The sequence below is a fragment of the Aliiroseovarius crassostreae genome (assembly GCF_025137635.1).
Lineage (GTDB): Bacteria > Pseudomonadota > Alphaproteobacteria > Rhodobacterales > Rhodobacteraceae > Aliiroseovarius > Aliiroseovarius crassostreae.
In genome coordinates this window covers 158,163-174,619 of record NZ_CP080772.1, presented here as the reverse complement: position 1 = coordinate 174,619, position 16,457 = coordinate 158,163, and the positions used below count along the sequence as shown (strand labels likewise).

Genomic DNA, 16,457 nt, shown 5'->3' with positions numbered 1-16,457 from the left:
GAGCAAGTTCCCGATAATCTGAGCCTGAGGATGACAGATGGCCCAATCGACCCTGACCACGGACTATATCATCGCCCCGGATCCAACCGCGCAGCGCCTGACGCGGGCGGTGAAAGGGGTGGATGAACATGGCGCCGAGATTTGCACCAATGTGGTTGAGGAGCGCCCGCTGACCATCTTTCTCAACAGCCGTGAGATTGTCACGGCAATGACAATCGGAGATTACCCCGATTACCTCGCCATCGGGTTTCTACGCAATCAGGGCATGCTGCGCGACGACGACCAGATCACCCGCGTCGATTATGACGAAGATCTGGACACGGTGGTGGTCCGCACGGCCAAGGAAACCGATTACGAAGACAAGCTGGCGCGCAAGACCCGCACGTCGGGCTGTGCCGTGGGCACGGTGTTCGGGGATATGATGGACGGGCTTGAGGGGTTGACCCTGCCCCCAACCGAGTTGCGCAGCTCGTGGCTTTACACTCTTGCCAACAAGATCAACCGGACCCCCTCGCTTTACCTCGAAGCGGGCGCCATTCACGGCACCGTCCTGTGCCAGCGCGACCGACCGCTGGTATATATGGAAGATGTGGGGCGCCATAACGCGGTCGATAAAGTGGCGGGCTGGATGTTCAGCGAAGGGGTAACGGGCACGGACAAGATCCTCTACACCACCGGGCGCCTCACCTCTGAAATGGTGATCAAGACCGCGCAGATGGGGATCCCCGCCCTGATCTCCCGCTCGGGATTTACCGCCTGGGGGGTGGAAATCGCGCAGGAGATCGGCTTGACCCTGATCGGCAGGATGCGCGGACAACGCTTCACCTGCCTGTCTGGCGCCGATCGCCTGATCCGCGACATGGACCCGGCCCATGCCCCGTCAGAGGACAAGAAACACCGGCGAAAGGGGAGCACATGAGCTTCCCCAACGCCGCCATACCCCCGACAATGCAACTGCCGGAACACCGCAATATTCCGGCACAATCCCGAAAGGTCCTGCCATGAAACTTTACGGGGTGATCCTCGCTGGTGGGCTCGCAACCCGAATGGGGGGGAGTGAAGACACGCAACTCGACAAAGGGCGGCTGGAGCTGGGCGGCAAAACCCTGCTGGACCATGTGATCACCCGGCTCACGCCGCAGGTCGATGCCATGGCATTGAATGCCAATGGCGATGCGTCCCGGTTTGCCGATACGGAGCTGCAAGTTCTGCCCGACAGCATTGACGGTTTTGCAGGCCCACTGGCGGGCGTTCTGGCGGGTATGGACTGGGCGGCGGATCAGGGCGCCACCCACATCCTGACCGCCGCAGCCGACACTCCGTTTTTCCCAACCGATCTGGCGGCCCGCCTGATCCATGCCGCCAAAACAGGCAACACACCCATCGCTCTTGCTGCCACCAATGACCCCAAACGCGGCCCCATGCGCCAGCCCACCTTTGGGCTGTGGCCCGTGACGCTGCGCGACGACCTGCGCGCAGCGCTTGAACGCGGGCTGCGCAAGGTGGTGCTCTGGACCGATGAACATGGGGCGGCACTGGCGCCTTATGACCCCACGCCTTTTGATCCGTTCTTCAACGTCAACACACCCGAGGATCTGGCCACAGCCGAAACCCTTCTGAAAGGAGCCCCCTGACATGCCCCCTATCTTTGGCGTCACAGGTTGGAAGAACTCCGGCAAAACCGGTCTGGTCGAGCGGCTGGTGGCCGAATTCACCGCGCGTGGGCTTGTGGTCTCCACCATCAAACACACCCATCACGGGGTCGATCTGGAACGCCCCGGCACAGATACCCATCGCCATCGCCTTGCCGGTGCGCAAGAGGTGCTGCTCGCCAGTGACACCCGCATCGCCCAGCTGCACGAGTTGCGCGGCGCCCCCAAGCCGGATCTGCAGGCCCTGGTCAAGCGCCTTCGCCCCTGTGACCTCGTGCTGGTTGAAGGGTTCAAGTCGGCGAGCCACCCCAAGATCGAAGCCTGCCGGTCCGAAACCGGCCAGCCACTGATCGCTCGTGACACCCCCACCGTGCGCGCAATGGCGGCTGACCACACACCACCTGATCTGCCCTGCCCGCTTTTTGATCTGGACGACACCAAGGCAATTGCCGATTTCATCGCCATGGAAACCGGCCTCTCCCCCCGGCCGGCCGAGAAACCCTCCGGCCTCAAGGACAATTGTTTTGCCCTGCCCCCCGGTGTTCACTGGACCCCGGTGGAGGACGCACTCACCTCGTTGCGGGATCGGATTGGCCCGGTCACAGACGTGGAAACCATTGCGACTGACAAGGCGCGGGGCCGCATTCTGGCGCGCGACCACATGGCGTTGCGCGCCAACCCACCCGGCGCGAACTCCGCCGTCGACGGCTATGGCTTTGCCCATGCCAGCCTGCCAACCCACACCCCCATCACCTTGCCACTGGTGGACGGGCGCGCCGCAGCGGGGGGGCCGTATGACGGTTCCGTGCCCCCCGGCAAAGCCATCCGCATTCTGACCGGCGCGCTTTTACCAGAGGGCGTGGATACAGTGGTGCTGCAAGAGGATGTGACGCTCAATGCGGGGACAGTCAGCTTCCCCTCTGCCCCCAAACCGGGGGCCAATGCCCGTGCAGCGGGCGAGGATGTGGACGCTGGTGAGCTGGCGCTTCCAATCGGTCACAAGCTGCGCGCACCGGATATCGCACTCCTCTCCGCGCTTGGTCTGGCCAAGGTCGAGACCCGCAAGCCACTGCGCGTGGGGGTCTTGTCAACCGGCGATGAACTCGCCGCCCCCGGCTCCACGATGGACGTGGCGCGCACCTTTGATGCCAATCGCCCCATGCTCCTGTCCCTTGCCGAGACCTGGGGATACACACCGGTGGATCTTGGCCATGTAGCAGATGATCGTGACGCTTTGCGCGCGGCTTTCGATGGTGGCGCTGAAAAGGCAGATGTGATCCTGACCTCTGGCGGGGCATCAGCAGGGGACGAGGATCACGTCTCGGCCCTTTTGCGAGACACCGGATCGCTGCATCACTGGCGCATCGCAATCAAACCGGGACGCCCCCTGGCCTTGGCACAATGGAATGGCACGCCGGTCTTTGGCCTGCCGGGCAACCCGGTGGCCGCCCTTGTCACCACCTTGATCTTTGCCCGCCCCGCCTTTTCGGTGCTTGCCGGGGGGAAATGGCTCGATCCGATGCCCATCGCCCTGCCCGCCGGTTTTGCAAAGAAGAAGAAGGCGGGCCGCCGCGAATACCTGCGCGCACGCATTGGCGCCGATGGTCGGGTGGAGGCGTTCAAATCCGAGGGATCAGGCCGCATTTCGGGCCTTGCCTGGGCCACAGGGCTGGTGGAACTGTCGGATGATGCGCAGGACATCACCCCCGGCGATCTGGTCAGCTTCCTTCCCTATGCGGGGTTCGACCTCACCTGACCCTCATTTTCTGGTCAAAAATATCCCGGGGTGAGCGGTGAAACCGCGAGGGGCAGAGCCCCTCACTCCCCGTGACGCAGCAGGCGTTGTTTCTGGCGGCCCCAATCACGCTTGGCTTCGGTGGCGCGTTTGTCATGCGCCTTCTTACCTTTGGCGATGCCGATCTTCACCTTCACCAGCCCCTTGTGGTTGAAATACATGACCATCGGCACAAGGGTCATCCCCTCGCGCTGGGTGGCTTTCCACATCCGGGCAATCTCGCGCCGGGACGCCAGCAATTTGCGTTTGCGCCGCTCCAGATGGCCCCAGGTGATCGCCTGTTTGTAAGGCGCGATATAGGCGTTGGTCAGGTAAAGCTCGCCATTCTCAACCGCGGCATAGCTTTCAGCAATATTCGACCCACCGGTCCTGAGGGATTTCACCTCGGACCCTTGCAGGACAATCCCGCATTCGATGTCATCTTCAATCGCATAATCATACCGCGCACGGCGATTTTCCGCGATCACCTTGTAGTTGCCATCTTCTTTGGTGGGTTTTTTCTTAGCCATAAAGCGGATGTAGGGGCTGGCGCGCGCAGTGTCTAGCCCCCGGCGCTCTCCTGTGGCTGATCAATGCTGGCAATCCACGGTTTGATATCCACCACCGGGGTGCCGTCGAAACAGTCGATCGCGTCGATCCCGATCCGCGCCCCGTCCATCGACGTGATCTTGACCGTCGCCAGTGCAATTGGATTGGGCCGCACCGGAGAGCGCAGGGAAAAGACACCCCTAGGGCCATTCGTGTGGCGCGGGCATTGCACAATCAAATCGCGCCGTCCGCGATCCATCCAATACATCACGATGATATGCCGCCCTACCTCCAGACCTTGCAGTCCCTGCACATAGCGCGGGTCCAGTTCGATGGCGAACTCCCCACCCCGCTCCCGCGCACCGGAAATATTGCCGGGCGCCGTGCCCTTTTCCCATGGGCTGCGAACGCGCCCAATGAAGGCGACCGAAGGGCCGACCTCATCAGCTGGGTCAAATGGCAGGGCAATTTCACCTTCACGAATGTCGGACATGGGGGGCTCCTTATATCTTGCGCGCGCAGTCTCACGCAAAGTGTCACGCAAAAGCTCAAAGCGAAAGGTGGAAAGGCCACCTGCAACATCACCTTCTCAAATATGCTACTATGAAAACACTGCTGAAAAGGAGGTGCCCCATGCCAGGTGACCGTATTCTGATATCAAATGGGAACCCGATGGAAGAAATCGTTGGCTTCAGCCGTGCGGTCAAAGTTGGAAACTTCATCGCGGTTGGAGGAACCGCCCCGGTTGACGAAAATGGGAAAACCGTCGGCGTCGGGGATGTCTTTGCTCAAACAACCCAGTGCTTTGAGATCATCAAGGCAGCCCTGGAACATGCGGGGTCCGGAATTGAGGATATCGTGAGAACCCGCGTTATCCTTACTGATATCGACAATTGGAAGGACGCCATCGAGGCACGGAAGGCCTATTGCACAGACTCGCGCCCGGTCGACACGATCATGGCGATCAATCGCTTTGTAAATCCCGAATGGCTGGTGGAAATCGAAGTGGATGCGGTCATACCCGACCGTCGACATTCCAAATAAAAAAGGCGCCCCGGTCGGAGCGCCTTTCGTCTGTGGTCATAGACTGGTTCAGCCCAGCAGGCCTGCGTGGCGCATCGCGTCGTCGATCAGCGCCTTGGTGCTGTCTTCCAGATCGGTCAGCGGGCTGCGCACATCTGGCGCGCACAGACCCAGTTTCGACAGACCGTATTTGGCGCCGACCAGCCCGGGCTCGGTGAAGATCGCCTTGTGCAGAGGCATCAGCTTGTCGGCAATCTCCAGCGCCTGGGCATAGTCCCCCCGCAATGTTGCCGCCTGCATATCCGCACAGAGGCGCGGGGCGACGTTTGCCGTGACCGAGATGCAGCCCTGACCGCCCTGAGCATTGAACCCATGCGCCGTGGCATCTTCTCCCGACAGCTGGCAGAAATCTGCCCCACAGGTCATGCGCTGATAGCTCACCCGCGCCAGATCGCCAGTGGCGTCTTTCACACCGATGATATTCGGATGGCTGGCAAGCTCCCCCATGGTTTCCGGGGTCATGTCCACCACCGAACGGCCGGGAATGTTGTAGATCACGATCGGCAGATCCACCGCATCGGCCACCGCAAGATAGTGATGGATCAGCCCACGCTGGGTCGGTTTGTTATAGTATGGCGTGACCACCAGACCGGCACTGGCACCGACCCGTTTGGCGTGCTCCATGAAGCGCAGCGTTTCCACGGTATTGTTCGACCCGGCCCCGGCAATCACCGGCACGCGACCGGCCGCGGTTTCCACCACCGCTTCGATCACCGCTTCATGCTCTTCATGGCTCAGCGTGGGGCTTTCGCCCGTCGTCCCAACCGGCACCAGCCCGTTCGACCCTTCGTCGATCTGCCAGTTCACGATGCGTTTGAGCGCGTCAAAATCCACTGCGCCGTCCTTGAACGGCGTGACCAGGGCAGGAAGACTTCCTTTGAACATGACACGCTCCTTTGTTGTAGTCGTCAATTCACACGGGGCGTGGTTTCTGAATCGCCCCGCAAACGCGGCGGAAACTAGCCGGGTTCCGGTCAAATGCCAAGAATGTGTGTTGATCTGGCACGCTGCGACGCTAGGTTTTCGTCATGACTGCGCGAATTTACCACATAATGACGATCTTTCTGGCCCTTACATGGCTTCAGATCACACCGGCAACGGCCCAGGAGGCCACTTCTGTCCAGGCGTTGAAGGACGCCATTGCCCTTGCCCGTATGGACGATTGGCCCGCAGCCCGGGCGCGCGCCGAGGGCGGTGGACCGTTGGTGGCGGATATCGTCGAATGGCACCGCCTCAGGCAAGGTGAAGGAGAATTTTCTGATACGGTCGCGTTTCTCGACCGCCGCCCCGACTGGCCGGGGCTGAAACTCCTGCGCAAACGTTCGGAAAAATCCATCCCCCGCAGGTCCGACCCAGAGAGAATCATCGCTTTCTTCGCCCCGCAAGCCCCACAAACCGGCCGGGGAGCATTGCGACTTGCGGAAGCTCTGAACGCCCAGCAGCGCAAGGCGGAAATCGAGGTGATTTCAGATGCCTGGCGCAACCTGTCGATGGACGAGGACGAACACAACGCCTTTGTGAGCCGCTACGGCCAGACCCTGAGCGGGCTGCATTGGCAACGGACCGACAATATGCTCTGGCGTGGCAACAGCACCGATGCCACCCGGATGCTGCCGCTTCTGGGCAGCGCAGAAGCCGCCCTGACCCGCGCCCGCATTGCGCTGCGGCGTGGTGAAAACGGGGTGGACGCTCTGATCAAAGCGGTGCCAGCCGCGTTGGCAAATGATCCGGGGCTGGCTTATGAACGTTTCCTCTGGCGCGCTGGGAAAGGGCGCAACCAGGATGCCGCCGAGCTGTTGCTTGAGCGTTCAAAATCCATGGTCCTGCTGGGACAACCCGACCGTTGGGGCAGCTGGAGGCGGGTGCTCGCCCGTTGGTCAATGCGCGAAGGCAACGACCGGCAGGCCTATCAACTGGCCGCCCAGCACCAGCTTTCAGAAGGGGGGCATTACAATGATCTGGAATGGCTGGCGGGGTATATCGCCCTGCGCAAGCTGAACGACCCGGAAACCGCCCTTTATCACTTCAAACGCTTCCGCAGCGGCGTATTCACGCCGATCTCACTGGGCCGCGCAGGGTATTGGATTGGCCGCGCCTATGAGGCCATGGGCAAGTCCGCTGAAGCCAAGACTGCCTATACGGAGGGTGCGAAATATCAAACCAGCTTCTATGGCCAGCTTGCCGCTGAAAAGGCAGGCCTACCCATGGACCCGGCACTGACCGGCCGGGAACGCCATCGGGATTTCTCCAATCAACCCTTCTGGAACACATCCGTCATGCAGGCCGCACGCCTGCTGCAAGCCGCAGGTGAGCTTTACTGGACAGAACGCTTCACCGTTCACCTGGCGGAACGTCTGAATCGGGATGAAATCGGCCATTTGACGGGTTGGGCTGAAAAAATGAGTGAACCCCATCTGCGCATCATGATTGCCAAATATGCCGCGCGGCAGGGATGGATCCTGCATCGGCCCTATTTCCCAACACCAGACATTGGACGGGGAAATGCGGGTGTGCCGCGCGCGCTGGAACTTGCCATTGCCCGCCGCGAAAGCGAATTTGATCCTGAAGTTGTCTCTGGTGTCGGCGCCCGCGGGCTGATGCAACTGATGCCCGGCACCGCCAAAGACATGGCGAAACGCCTTGATCTGTCCTATTCGAAGGCGCGCCTGACCGAGGACCCCGCCTACAACACACGACTGGGATCCGAATACCTTGCCAAGCTGATCGAAGAGTTTGACGGCAATCCTGTGCTGATCGCGGTTGGCTATAACGCGGGGCCAGGTCGATCGCGCAGCTGGTCCGAACGGTTCGGTGATCCACGAGCACCCGAAACCGACATCGTCGACTGGATTGAGCACATCCCTTTCCGTGAGACCCGCAACTACGTGATGCGCGTCACCGAAAGCCTGGCCATCTACCGCGCCCGCCTGACCGGTAAGACCGCCCCCCTGCGCCTGTCTAAAGAGCTGAAGCAATAGGCATCTCGAAAAGCCCCGAAAACGTGCACCCTTCCCGAAATACATCAGGGGCTCTGCCCCTCGCCTCTGCGAGGCTCACCCCGGGATATTTCCAACCAGAAAATGGGACCAGACGCGCATTTTTCTTGTCCCAAATATCCTGGGGTGAGGGCCTGCGCAGCGCGCAGGTCCGAGGGGCAACGCCCCTTTTGGGGAAATCACCCCCAGCAGGATCATGATGCGATCCTGCCTTTAGCTGGCGGCGCGGGCGCGCTGGAGCGTAAACACTCCTGCTGCCACAACCACCGCTGCGCCGAAAATCACGTTCAGCTCAATCTGCTCATCAAAAACCGCAACCCCCAGAATGGCCACAAAAACAAGCTGCAGATAGGCAAAGGGCTGGACCGCGCTGGCTTCGGCCACCTCATAGCATTTGATCAAGAGCCAATGCCCCAACACACCGGTCAGGCACAGCGTGCCCATCCAGATCCAGTCCCCCCGGCTCATTGGTTCCCAGAACCCGGCCCCAATCACTGTCATCACAACCGCGCCTGTCACACCGGTCCAGAAAAAACTGGTTTGGGTGCTGTCAAACCGCGCCGCATATCTGGTGAGCAGACCGTAAAGTGCAAACATGCCTGCCCCCAGAAGCGGCACCACAGCCGCAGGCGCAAAGACACCAAACCCCGGTTTCAGGATGATCAATATGCCCAGGAACCCTACCCCGATCGCCGCCCAGCGCCGCCAGCCCACATGCTCCCCCAGCACCGGTCCGGACAGCGCCGCGACCAGCAGCGGGTAACAGGCAAAAACCGCGTGACTTTCCACCAGGCCCAACAACGTGAAAGCCAGAACTGTCACGCAGATTTCCAACGCCAACAGGGCGCCACGGAAGATTTGCAAAAATGGTTTGGTTGGTTTCAGCACCCGGTGAAGGCCACCTGACCGCCGCGTCAGCCACACAACAAAGCCTGCAAAAAACCAATAGCGGATCATCACCACCATCCAGACATTATATTCCCCGGCCAGATGGCGCGAAATCCCGTCCTGCAACGCAAACACGAAGGTTGTGGCCACCATCAGCCATATCCCCAATCGGGTATTTTGTTCCATGCCGGCCCCGCTTACGCGTTTTGTGGTCTTACGATGATCAGAGGCGCAGTGCCCCCCGGCTCATATGCCGTTTTCGCCCATAACCGGGCGAGCGTTCCACGGCAAACCCCGCCGCGTCTAGGGCGCGACGAACAAAACCTGCTGCTGTATATGTCGCAAACGTGCCATTCGGGTTGGTATGACGCGCCACGTCTGCCATCAGTTCCTCTCCCCACAGTTCCGGGTTTTTCGCAGGGGAAAACCCATCGAGGAACCAGGCATCCGCGCCACCGGACCAGCGCGAAAGCTCTTCGCGCGCATCCCCTTCGATCACCTCGACCACAAGCCCGTGAACATCAAAAACCCGCTTGCCCTGCGCCCAGGCCGTAAGAAACGGATCAGCAAGGGCGCGTGCCTCGGGAAAGGCCTCCAGCGCGCGTGCGATGTCTTCGACGTCCATCGGATAGGCTTCAAACGAGGTGAATCGCGTATGTTCAGGCGCCCCAGCCCCCTGCCAGGCCATCACCGTGGCCAGCATATTCAACCCGGTGCCAAACCCCAGTTCAGCGATGTGAAATCCTGGCCGGAACCGTGCTGGCAGGTCGTTTCCCGCCAAAAACACATGGCGTGTTTCATCCAGCCCGTTCTCGAGGCTGAAATACGGGTCGTCAAACCGGGTCGCCACCGGGATCGCCCCGTCTTTCCATTCAAGCTCTGCTGTCTGGTCCTGTTTCATCTGATCGCCTATGAGGGGGATAACTACGCGACAATGAGGAAGGATGTTCACTTTGGCAACAGTTGATGTGACGGTGATGGGGGCGGGTGTGTTCGGACTGAGCACAGCCTTTGCCTGCGCCCTGCGCGGGGCGAAGGTGCGGGTGATTGAACGCACCGGGATTGGGGCGGGCTGTTCCGGCGGTGTGGTTGGGATGTTGGCCCCGCACGCGCCGGAAAACTGGAACGACATCAAGGAATTTCAGTTTCAAAGCCTGATCATGGCCGAAAACTTCTGGCAGCAAGCGACAGAACTGTCCGGCCTGCCGACCGGCTATGGTCGCGTCGGGCGCCTGCAACCCATTGACACCGAGCGGGGGTTGGAACTGGCCCGCGAACGGGCCGAAACAGCGCGCAGCTGTTGGCAGGGGAAAGCCACATGGATGGTCAAGGACGCCCCGCAGGACGGCTGGTCGCCGCGCTCTGAAACCGGGCTGGTAATCCACGACACGCTCAGCGCACGCATTCACCCACGCTCTGCCTGTGATGCCCTTTCGGGCGCAATCCGGGCCCTTGGGGGCGAAGTGGTGATTGGTGATGCCCCGAGAGAAGGGAAGCTGGTCTGGGCCACCGGGCTGGCGGGACTTCAGGCCTTGTCGGCCGAGCGCGAAAAGCAGGTCGGAAATGGGGTCAAGGGACAGGCAGCTTTGCTTGGGCTGGATGCGCGCGGCATGGCACAGATTGCCGCGGGACCGGTGCTGATCGTGCCCCATGACAACGGAACGGTGGCCGTCGGCTCCACCTCTGAGCGCGACTATGTTTCAGCAGACGAGACCGACGAACAGCTTGACGAGATCTTGCTGAAAGCCACCGAGGTGCTGCCTGTTCTGCGCGCCGCTCCTATCATCGAACGCTGGGCTGGCCTGCGCCCGCGCGCCCGTTCACGCGCGCCGATGCTGGGGCAATGGCCCGGGCGTGAGGGGGAGTTCATCGTCAATGGCGGCTTCAAGATCGGCTTTGGCATGGCGCCGAACGTGGCCGATGTCATGGCAGATCTCATACTGGATGAGGCCGACAGGGTGCCGGAGCGGTTTCGGGTCGAGGCAAGCCTTTAAATCCCGGCTTCGGCCAACATGCACAACCGGCCATCATGCCCGCGCACCCACAGCACCTGCCCCTTGCGGCAAAGCGTGGCCCCTTGCGTGTGCATCACCGGGGACATGGCACGGAACCGAAAGCTCGCAAGCGGGCCAAGCTCACGGGTAGCCTTGAGCATAAGGAGCTGCGCCAGAAGCGGACCATGCACCACCAGGCCGTCATACCCTTCGACCTCACGGGCATAGTCGAGATCATAATGGATCCGGTGCCCATTGAATGTCAGGGCCGAATAGCGAAACAGCAGGGTTGAGGAAAACCGCCAGCTTTCGGCGCTTTCCTCATCCTCGGCGGCGGGTTGCGGGTTGGGTTTCGGGGCGTTCGGCGAGGGGTCTTCGCGATATACGAGATCCTGCCATTCGGTCACCTTAAGGTCATGCCCCTGATAAATCTCATGCCGCAAAGTGACAAACCCAAGCGGACCGCTGCGCCCTTCCTTCTGGTCCGTGCTTTCTACAATGGTGGTTTTGCGCGCCTCTTCCCCGGCCTGAAGCGGGGCGTGAAAGGCAAGTCGCCCACCGGCCCACATGCGACGCGGCAGACCCATATCCGGGATCAGCCCCCCCACGCGGGGATGGCCGTCACGACCAAGATGAGAAGGCGGCTGCGCATCCCAGAAATAAAGCTGGTGAAAAAATGGGGGCAAAGGATCCCCTGCCATCGGGGCCGGACCGAGATCCAGCGCCGTGAACAGTGCTACGGCCCGGGCTGGATCCATTTGATCGGCAAAGGTGTTTTGGGTGTCGGGGTGCTCTTGCATCGGGGCGGCCCTCCTGTCAGCCTGTGCGTATCCAGCCGGAGAAGACCAGATGCCCACCGTGTCCACTTTAGATCACCTTGTCCTGACCGTGACGAACCTGCAAGACACGATCCGGTTTTACGAGGATGTTATGGGGATGCAGGCGGTGTCGTTTCACCCGGCGGATGGCAGCACAAGGTGGGCCTTGTGTTTTGGCAGCCAGAAAATCAACCTTCATCCTGCGGACAGACCTTTTGATCCCAAGGCCGCAGCCCCTGCCCCGGGGTCAGCGGATCTTTGTTTCCTGTCGGACCGGGATTTGGCGGAGTGGCAAGCTCATCTGGAGCAGATGGAAATTCCTGTTGAAGAGGGCCCCGTGCGGCGCAGCGGGGCCACCGGACCAATCCTGTCACTCTATCTGCGCGACCCGGATGGCAATCTGATCGAAGTCGCCAACACGCTGGGCTGAGGCTGGGCTTGATCTGGCGCACATATGCCGCAAGGATCAGCCTGCAAAACAGGAGAGTGGTATGAGTGTAACGTTACTGGGCTTACCCGGAGCACTGCGCAAGGGGTCGACGAACCGGATGCTTTTGTGCGAAGCGGCGCGGGTGTTTGGGGAATGCGATTTCGTCGAAGCGGATCTGAACCTGCCACTTTACGATGGGGATCTGGAAGAGGCTCAGGGGATCCCGGCCCCGGTGGCTGTGCTGACCGAACAGATCAGGTCAGCGGATGCGGTGCTGATTTCGACCCCGGAATATAACAAAATGCTGAGCGGGGTTCTGAAAAACGCATTGGATTGGGTCAGCCGGACCCGGCCCCAACCCTGGGTGGGCAAGCCGGTTGTGGTGATGTCAGCCGCCAGCGGCCGGGCGGGTGGCGAACGCGCGCAGGCCTCGCTGGTCGCAGCCATGACACCCTTTCAGCCACGTCTGATACTTGGGCCGGAAATTGCCGTGGCGGGCAGTCGGGAAGAGTTTGACGACGGCGGGCGACTGATCAGTGCGCGATATGAAAAGAACCTGACCGCGCTTATGGTCAAGCTGCGGGACGCGATCTGACCGCAGGGTGCTCCCGCGCCCTTTCTCACTTTGGTCGGCAGGTTGGTCGACAGGCTTTTGGGGTGCCTCCGGCGGGAGTATTTGAACCAAGGGGAAAGTGTGAAGAGCGGAGGGGGCCGATCGCCCCGGCCCTACCCAGACCTGTTCAGGTCGTGGTCTTTGGAGGCGCCGGAAGCTCAACCATTTGTGCCAGCTGCAAGTTTCCGATTTCACAAAAGGGGCAGTCGGCAGCAATGGTTTTGGCGGTTTCCAGATCCGGGGCCTCGAGGATGGAATATCCCATCATGGAGCCTGCAAACCCTTCCTGCGCGCCATCTTCTGAAATGGTCCATTGCGGCCCCAATGGCTGCATCGGCACCAGCAAAACGGCCGCGTGTTTCTGCATCCATTGTTGAAACCGCGCCTGCCGTTGAGATTGGACATCCGGATCAGACCCGGCCTGTTCAGCCCCGGTCTGATCCATGTGATAGGCCATATAGAACCTTGGCATGGCGTTTCCTTTTCATATCCAGCGGGCGCGCGCCCCAAAGGCAGATCAGTATTCGACGCCGATCTGCGCTTTGATGCCCGAACGGAACGGGTGTTTGACCAGTTCCATTTCGGTCACGAGATCAGCCAGTTCGATCACCTCATCCGCGGCATTGCGCCCGGTCAGAACCACATGGGTCATCTCGGGTTTTTCCTCGTCAAGGAAGGTGGCGACCTCAGCGGCATCCACATAGCCGTAACGGATGGCAATATTGATCTCATCCAGAAGCACCATCGTGTTGGCAGGATCGCGGATCAGCTCTTTGGATTTTTCCCACGCGGCCTGGGCCATTTCAGTGTCTCGGGTCTTGTCCTGAGTTTCCCAGGTAAAGCCCTCGCCCATGGTGTGAAATTCGCAGATATCTCCGAATTTTGCGGTGATCAGATCCCGCTCGCCACAATCCATGCCACCTTTGATGAACTGCACCACGGCGCATTTCATGTCATGGGCGATACAGCGGAAGATCATGCCAAACGCTGCCGAGCTTTTGCCCTTGCCCTTGCCGGTATGCACAATCACCAGCCCCTTCTTGTCGGTCTTGGTGGCCATGATCTTGTCACGTGCGGCCTTTTTCTTGGCCATTTTCATTGCGTGACGTTCAGGGTCAACAGGGGGTTTTGCGGGTTTGTCAGTCATGTGTTTCCTCAAAGCAGTTCGGAGGTGAGCAGGTGGCGGGGCAGGTCATCCGCCGGGCTGGCCCAGGGCAGAATTTCATCATGATGCACATGCGCGGTCGGCGCAAACAGCGTTGGATCCGCAAGGGCACAGGCAAGCGCATAGAACTGTCCGGGATAGTGGCTGCCTTCGAAACCCAGTGCGGACCCGCAGGTCGGACAGAAAAAACGCTGCACCCCGGGCGAGCTTTCGTAACAGGCGGGGCGCGCACCGGTCCAGCGCCATTGCCCGTTTTTCAAGCCCATGAACCCAACACTCGCCGCACCGGTTGCGCGGCGGCAGCTGTCGCAATGGCACACCACCTGCAAGAACGGCGCGCCATGAAAGGCAAAGCCGCATTTGCCACACAGGCATTGTCCGGTGATGTCATCAAGTTGGGGCATTGCGCTCACAAATCTGATCCTTTCGCCCTGCCACTGTCACGGTTTGGGGCGGGGAATGCAAGCATGCGAAAGGCAAAACGGGCGCCCGAAGGGACGCCCGCCAGCCATATCGTTGGTCCGGTCACTCTGCCGGTTGTGCAACAGCCTGACTGCGGCCGAAATGCTGTTTGTTCAGGCGCAGCACAAGGGCGATCATGGCAAATTGCAGCACAAGGGCAATGGCGGTTCCGCCCCAGTAGATCAACGAGAACTTGTCCAGCACACCCGCTTTCACCAGCCCCGCATTCAGGAAGAAATGGGTCAACACGGACAGCGCCACACCGGGGCAGACAAGAGCGTAGGAGCCGGGCGACGTCTCAACCCCAAAAACGAAGCTTTTCCAGTATCCCTGACGGGCAAGCACGGCCAGGCCCAGCAGGGCAAACAGCAGCTGAATGGTCAAGAGACGGGCAAGGAACACCATGGTTTCTGCCGGGGTCACATGAACATTGAACGTCTCATGCAACCCATGGTTCTGACGCATGAACATGATGCCCAGAACCGTCAGGATCGGGATCACGATCATCAGGGTCGGCGCACTTTCTTTCGAGGTGCCGTAATGCAGCATCGAGTTGAATGCGGTGACCAGCGCGACCAGGGCGTAAACGATTGCAGCGGTTCCGAAAAATGTCGACCCAACCAAAGAAATTGCCACAACGGCGGCGGTATGGCTCATCGCAGCCGGGGCGGCAAAACCCACCGCCACCATCGACAGTGCAAACGCAGGCAGCATCTGGGCAAAGCTGTTATGCGCGGTCACATCGAACACGCCCCCCTTGGTCAACACGCGGCCCAGGAAATCCCCGATATAGACAACCGCAACAATACCAATGGCGAGAAAGGCCAGCATGGCCAGGGGAAACAGATATTCGACGATGCTCCACAGGCCGGGGACAAAAACCAGTCCCGCCACAAACATGCCGTTGACTGACATGGCGAGCGCCAGCGGCATCGCCAGAATAGTGGTTTCGGCATTGGAGTTTTTCAGCGCTGCGTAAGCGTCGGTTTTCTTGAACGCCGAGAATTGTTTGAGGTTCCAGACCAGATATTTCAGGTTCAGAAACACCATGGCAGCGATCCCTGCCCACGCGGCGATCACAGCAATTTTCAACCCCATCGACCCCGATTGCATCACTGCAACCAGATCTTCGAAGATCGGCACCGGGCGGTCCTTATGTGGTACCCAGAACATCAGATACATGAAGAAGGTCACCGACAGACCTCCGGCCCCGACCGAGGCCAGAAAGTAGAGTGGATTGTATTTGTCAGCTGGGCGGGAGAGTTGCATGGCGCGATTCCTTTTCGCTTACATATTCATGTTTACGAATATGTTTAACCCGAGACTCCCGCCTTGGCAAGTGACAAGCGGTCGCAAGCATCAAAGCGGCTGCCGGCATCAGATTTTACCGGTGAGAATTCAGCGGATGATCCATTCTCTGCTCAGTGCTTAACCATTGATTAACCAAAACCACCGACGCTATCCCCATCGACACCTCCGCCACGAGCACCGCCATGCCCCTTCGCCCACTCTCTCTGCTGCCCTTTGCCCTATCCGCCCTGCTCGCAGGGTGTGACAGTCCCAGCCCGGAGTTTCGCAGCAAGGACACCAGGACATATGAAGCCACCGTGCAGGGGGCGACGTTCAAAATCCATCGGCGCGAGGATTGGGTGGAAAGCTACCGGGTGAATTTCGAAGCCCTGCCCAGCGTGTCTTCGGTCCTGCGACGTGCCAAGATCGCCATCGAACAAAGCACCGGATGCCCCATTCGAGAGGGAAGCCTGAGCGGGGATCAGGGCATTCAGCGCGCCCAGTTGAATTGCAAAGGCGACCTGCCACCGGTGCCCCCTCCGATCCGTGTGGATCTGGATTGCGAACTGCAGGATGAATGGAGCGCGGATGAAGACCGCGTGGTAATGCAAAATATCGAATGCACCCCCATTGCGGCACGGCAATAATCGGACCCCACATCCGGCCACGAAACCGCGCGACACTTTGGGTTGCTCCCGCTGTGAGCCTGATCCTGCTTTTGCGCCGCTTCGCGTCGCGAAAGG

General features: G+C 60.3%; 19 protein-coding genes. 9 read left to right on the top strand and 10 right to left on the bottom strand.

Annotated features, from left to right (window positions below):
- The first annotated feature begins 37 nt into the window (after positions 1-37).
- From K3J57_RS00765 to K3J57_RS00755, 3 genes are all read left to right on the top strand, one after another.
- A complete protein-coding gene (locus tag K3J57_RS00765) occupies positions 38-919 on the top strand; it encodes a formate dehydrogenase accessory sulfurtransferase FdhD (protein ID WP_259796714.1) in 882 nt (293 codons plus the stop codon).
- A gap of 82 nt (positions 920-1,001) precedes the next feature.
- Entirely contained in the window at positions 1,002-1,634 is a 633-nt protein-coding gene (gene mobA, locus K3J57_RS00760) for a molybdenum cofactor guanylyltransferase MobA (protein WP_259796711.1), read from the top strand.
- A 1-nt stretch (position 1,635) separates the two neighbouring features.
- The gene (locus tag K3J57_RS00755) at positions 1,636-3,408 is read left to right on the top strand and encodes a bifunctional molybdopterin-guanine dinucleotide biosynthesis adaptor protein MobB/molybdopterin molybdotransferase MoeA (RefSeq protein ID WP_259796707.1); all 1,773 of its coding nucleotides are present in this window, start codon (positions 1,636-1,638) and stop codon (positions 3,406-3,408) included.
- 62 nt (positions 3,409-3,470) lie between these two features.
- Here K3J57_RS00755 and smpB read toward each other — a convergent pair whose 3' ends face one another.
- A complete protein-coding gene (gene smpB, locus K3J57_RS00750; protein WP_259793428.1) occupies positions 3,471-3,956 on the bottom strand; it encodes an SsrA-binding protein SmpB in 486 nt (161 codons plus the stop codon).
- A 32-nt stretch (positions 3,957-3,988) separates the two neighbouring features.
- Positions 3,989-4,468 (bottom strand): tRNA (N6-threonylcarbamoyladenosine(37)-N6)-methyltransferase TrmO, encoded by a 480-nt coding sequence (tsaA, locus tag K3J57_RS00745; protein WP_259793420.1) that lies wholly within the window; start codon positions 4,466-4,468, stop codon positions 3,989-3,991.
- A 140-nt stretch (positions 4,469-4,608) separates the two neighbouring features.
- On the opposite strand from tsaA, the gene K3J57_RS00740 reads away from it, so the two are divergent.
- Positions 4,609-5,019, top strand: a complete 411-nt coding sequence (locus K3J57_RS00740) for a RidA family protein (protein ID WP_259793412.1) — start codon at positions 4,609-4,611, stop codon at positions 5,017-5,019.
- A 48-nt stretch (positions 5,020-5,067) separates the two neighbouring features.
- Here the strand turns inward: K3J57_RS00740 and dapA are convergent, their stop codons facing one another.
- The gene (gene dapA, locus K3J57_RS00735) at positions 5,068-5,943 is read right to left on the bottom strand and encodes a 4-hydroxy-tetrahydrodipicolinate synthase (RefSeq protein ID WP_259776411.1); all 876 of its coding nucleotides are present in this window, start codon (positions 5,941-5,943) and stop codon (positions 5,068-5,070) included.
- 143 nt (positions 5,944-6,086) lie between these two features.
- Here dapA and K3J57_RS00730 point away from each other — a divergent pair, with 143 nt between their 5' ends.
- A complete protein-coding gene (locus K3J57_RS00730) occupies positions 6,087-8,036 on the top strand; it encodes a lytic transglycosylase domain-containing protein (RefSeq protein WP_259796702.1) in 1,950 nt (649 codons plus the stop codon).
- A gap of 231 nt (positions 8,037-8,267) precedes the next feature.
- Here K3J57_RS00730 and K3J57_RS00725 read toward each other — a convergent pair whose 3' ends face one another.
- Both K3J57_RS00725 and mnmC2 read right to left on the bottom strand, forming a co-directional pair.
- Complete coding sequence (locus tag K3J57_RS00725; RefSeq protein ID WP_259785880.1) at positions 8,268-9,128, bottom strand: DMT family transporter; 861 nt, start codon at positions 9,126-9,128, stop codon at positions 8,268-8,270.
- A gap of 37 nt (positions 9,129-9,165) precedes the next feature.
- Positions 9,166-9,843 (bottom strand): tRNA (5-methylaminomethyl-2-thiouridine)(34)-methyltransferase MnmC2, encoded by a 678-nt coding sequence (gene mnmC2 / locus K3J57_RS00720; RefSeq protein ID WP_259793397.1) that lies wholly within the window; start codon positions 9,841-9,843, stop codon positions 9,166-9,168.
- A gap of 52 nt (positions 9,844-9,895) precedes the next feature.
- Here mnmC2 and K3J57_RS00715 point away from each other — a divergent pair, with 52 nt between their 5' ends.
- Positions 9,896-10,936 carry an NAD(P)/FAD-dependent oxidoreductase gene (locus tag K3J57_RS00715; protein WP_259793390.1) on the top strand — a complete coding sequence of 347 codons (1,041 nt, stop codon included), beginning with the start codon at positions 9,896-9,898 and terminating at the stop codon, positions 10,934-10,936.
- Here K3J57_RS00715 and K3J57_RS00710 read toward each other — a convergent pair.
- Positions 10,933-11,736, bottom strand: a complete 804-nt coding sequence (locus K3J57_RS00710) for an HTD2 family dehydratase (RefSeq protein ID WP_259793383.1) — start codon at positions 11,734-11,736, stop codon at positions 10,933-10,935. The genes K3J57_RS00715 and K3J57_RS00710 overlap by 4 nt on opposite strands.
- 49 nt (positions 11,737-11,785) lie before the next feature.
- On the opposite strand from K3J57_RS00710, the gene K3J57_RS00705 reads away from it, so the two are divergent.
- Together K3J57_RS00705 and K3J57_RS00700 are read left to right on the top strand one after the other, a co-directional pair.
- Positions 11,786-12,184 carry a VOC family protein gene (locus K3J57_RS00705; protein WP_259796699.1) on the top strand — a complete coding sequence of 133 codons (399 nt, stop codon included), beginning with the start codon at positions 11,786-11,788 and terminating at the stop codon, positions 12,182-12,184.
- 61 nt (positions 12,185-12,245) lie between these two features.
- Positions 12,246-12,779, top strand: coding sequence for an NADPH-dependent FMN reductase (locus K3J57_RS00700; protein ID WP_259796696.1), 534 nt, complete (start codon positions 12,246-12,248; stop codon positions 12,777-12,779).
- A gap of 145 nt (positions 12,780-12,924) precedes the next feature.
- Here the strand turns inward: K3J57_RS00700 and K3J57_RS00695 are convergent, their stop codons facing one another.
- The 4 genes from K3J57_RS00695 to K3J57_RS00680 form a co-directional block, all read right to left on the bottom strand.
- The gene (locus tag K3J57_RS00695) at positions 12,925-13,269 is read right to left on the bottom strand and encodes a YciI family protein (protein ID WP_259796693.1); all 345 of its coding nucleotides are present in this window, start codon (positions 13,267-13,269) and stop codon (positions 12,925-12,927) included.
- A 45-nt stretch (positions 13,270-13,314) separates the two neighbouring features.
- The gene (gene cobO / locus K3J57_RS00690) at positions 13,315-13,944 is read right to left on the bottom strand and encodes a cob(I)yrinic acid a,c-diamide adenosyltransferase (protein WP_055187685.1); all 630 of its coding nucleotides are present in this window, start codon (positions 13,942-13,944) and stop codon (positions 13,315-13,317) included.
- Between the two features lie 8 nt (positions 13,945-13,952).
- Positions 13,953-14,366 carry a GFA family protein gene (locus tag K3J57_RS00685; protein ID WP_254449688.1) on the bottom strand — a complete coding sequence of 138 codons (414 nt, stop codon included), beginning with the start codon at positions 14,364-14,366 and terminating at the stop codon, positions 13,953-13,955.
- Between the two features lie 121 nt (positions 14,367-14,487).
- Positions 14,488-15,693 (bottom strand): TsoY family (seleno)protein, encoded by a 1,206-nt coding sequence (locus tag K3J57_RS00680; RefSeq protein WP_259796691.1) that lies wholly within the window; start codon positions 15,691-15,693, stop codon positions 14,488-14,490.
- Between the two features lie 224 nt (positions 15,694-15,917).
- Between K3J57_RS00680 and K3J57_RS00675 the strand changes: the two genes are divergently transcribed.
- Positions 15,918-16,361 (top strand): hypothetical protein, encoded by a 444-nt coding sequence (locus K3J57_RS00675; RefSeq protein WP_259785852.1) that lies wholly within the window; start codon positions 15,918-15,920, stop codon positions 16,359-16,361.
- Positions 16,362-16,457: the final 96 nt, after the last annotated feature.

Coding starts and splice junctions, on each gene's coding strand:
- K3J57_RS00765 (WP_259796714.1), top strand. CDS start 38: ATGGCCCAATCGACCCTGACCACGGACTATATCATCGCCCCGGATCCA.
- mobA (WP_259796711.1), top strand. CDS start 1,002: ATGAAACTTTACGGGGTGATCCTCGCTGGTGGGCTCGCAACCCGAATG.
- K3J57_RS00755 (WP_259796707.1), top strand. CDS start 1,636: ATGCCCCCTATCTTTGGCGTCACAGGTTGGAAGAACTCCGGCAAAACC.
- smpB (WP_259793428.1), bottom strand. CDS start 3,956: ATGGCTAAGAAAAAACCCACCAAAGAAGATGGCAACTACAAGGTGATC.
- tsaA (WP_259793420.1), bottom strand. CDS start 4,468: ATGTCCGACATTCGTGAAGGTGAAATTGCCCTGCCATTTGACCCAGCT.
- K3J57_RS00740 (WP_259793412.1), top strand. CDS start 4,609: ATGCCAGGTGACCGTATTCTGATATCAAATGGGAACCCGATGGAAGAA.
- dapA (WP_259776411.1), bottom strand. CDS start 5,943: ATGTTCAAAGGAAGTCTTCCTGCCCTGGTCACGCCGTTCAAGGACGGC.
- K3J57_RS00730 (WP_259796702.1), top strand. CDS start 6,087: ATGACTGCGCGAATTTACCACATAATGACGATCTTTCTGGCCCTTACA.
- K3J57_RS00725 (WP_259785880.1), bottom strand. CDS start 9,128: ATGGAACAAAATACCCGATTGGGGATATGGCTGATGGTGGCCACAACC.
- mnmC2 (WP_259793397.1), bottom strand. CDS start 9,843: ATGAAACAGGACCAGACAGCAGAGCTTGAATGGAAAGACGGGGCGATC.
- K3J57_RS00710 (WP_259793383.1), bottom strand. CDS start 11,736: ATGCAAGAGCACCCCGACACCCAAAACACCTTTGCCGATCAAATGGAT.
- K3J57_RS00705 (WP_259796699.1), top strand. CDS start 11,786: ATGCCCACCGTGTCCACTTTAGATCACCTTGTCCTGACCGTGACGAAC.
- K3J57_RS00700 (WP_259796696.1), top strand. CDS start 12,246: ATGAGTGTAACGTTACTGGGCTTACCCGGAGCACTGCGCAAGGGGTCG.
- K3J57_RS00695 (WP_259796693.1), bottom strand. CDS start 13,269: ATGCCAAGGTTCTATATGGCCTATCACATGGATCAGACCGGGGCTGAA.
- cobO (WP_055187685.1), bottom strand. CDS start 13,944: ATGACTGACAAACCCGCAAAACCCCCTGTTGACCCTGAACGTCACGCA.
- K3J57_RS00685 (WP_254449688.1), bottom strand. CDS start 14,366: ATGCCCCAACTTGATGACATCACCGGACAATGCCTGTGTGGCAAATGC.
- K3J57_RS00680 (WP_259796691.1), bottom strand. CDS start 15,693: ATGCAACTCTCCCGCCCAGCTGACAAATACAATCCACTCTACTTTCTG.
- K3J57_RS00675 (WP_259785852.1), top strand. CDS start 15,918: ATGCCCCTTCGCCCACTCTCTCTGCTGCCCTTTGCCCTATCCGCCCTG.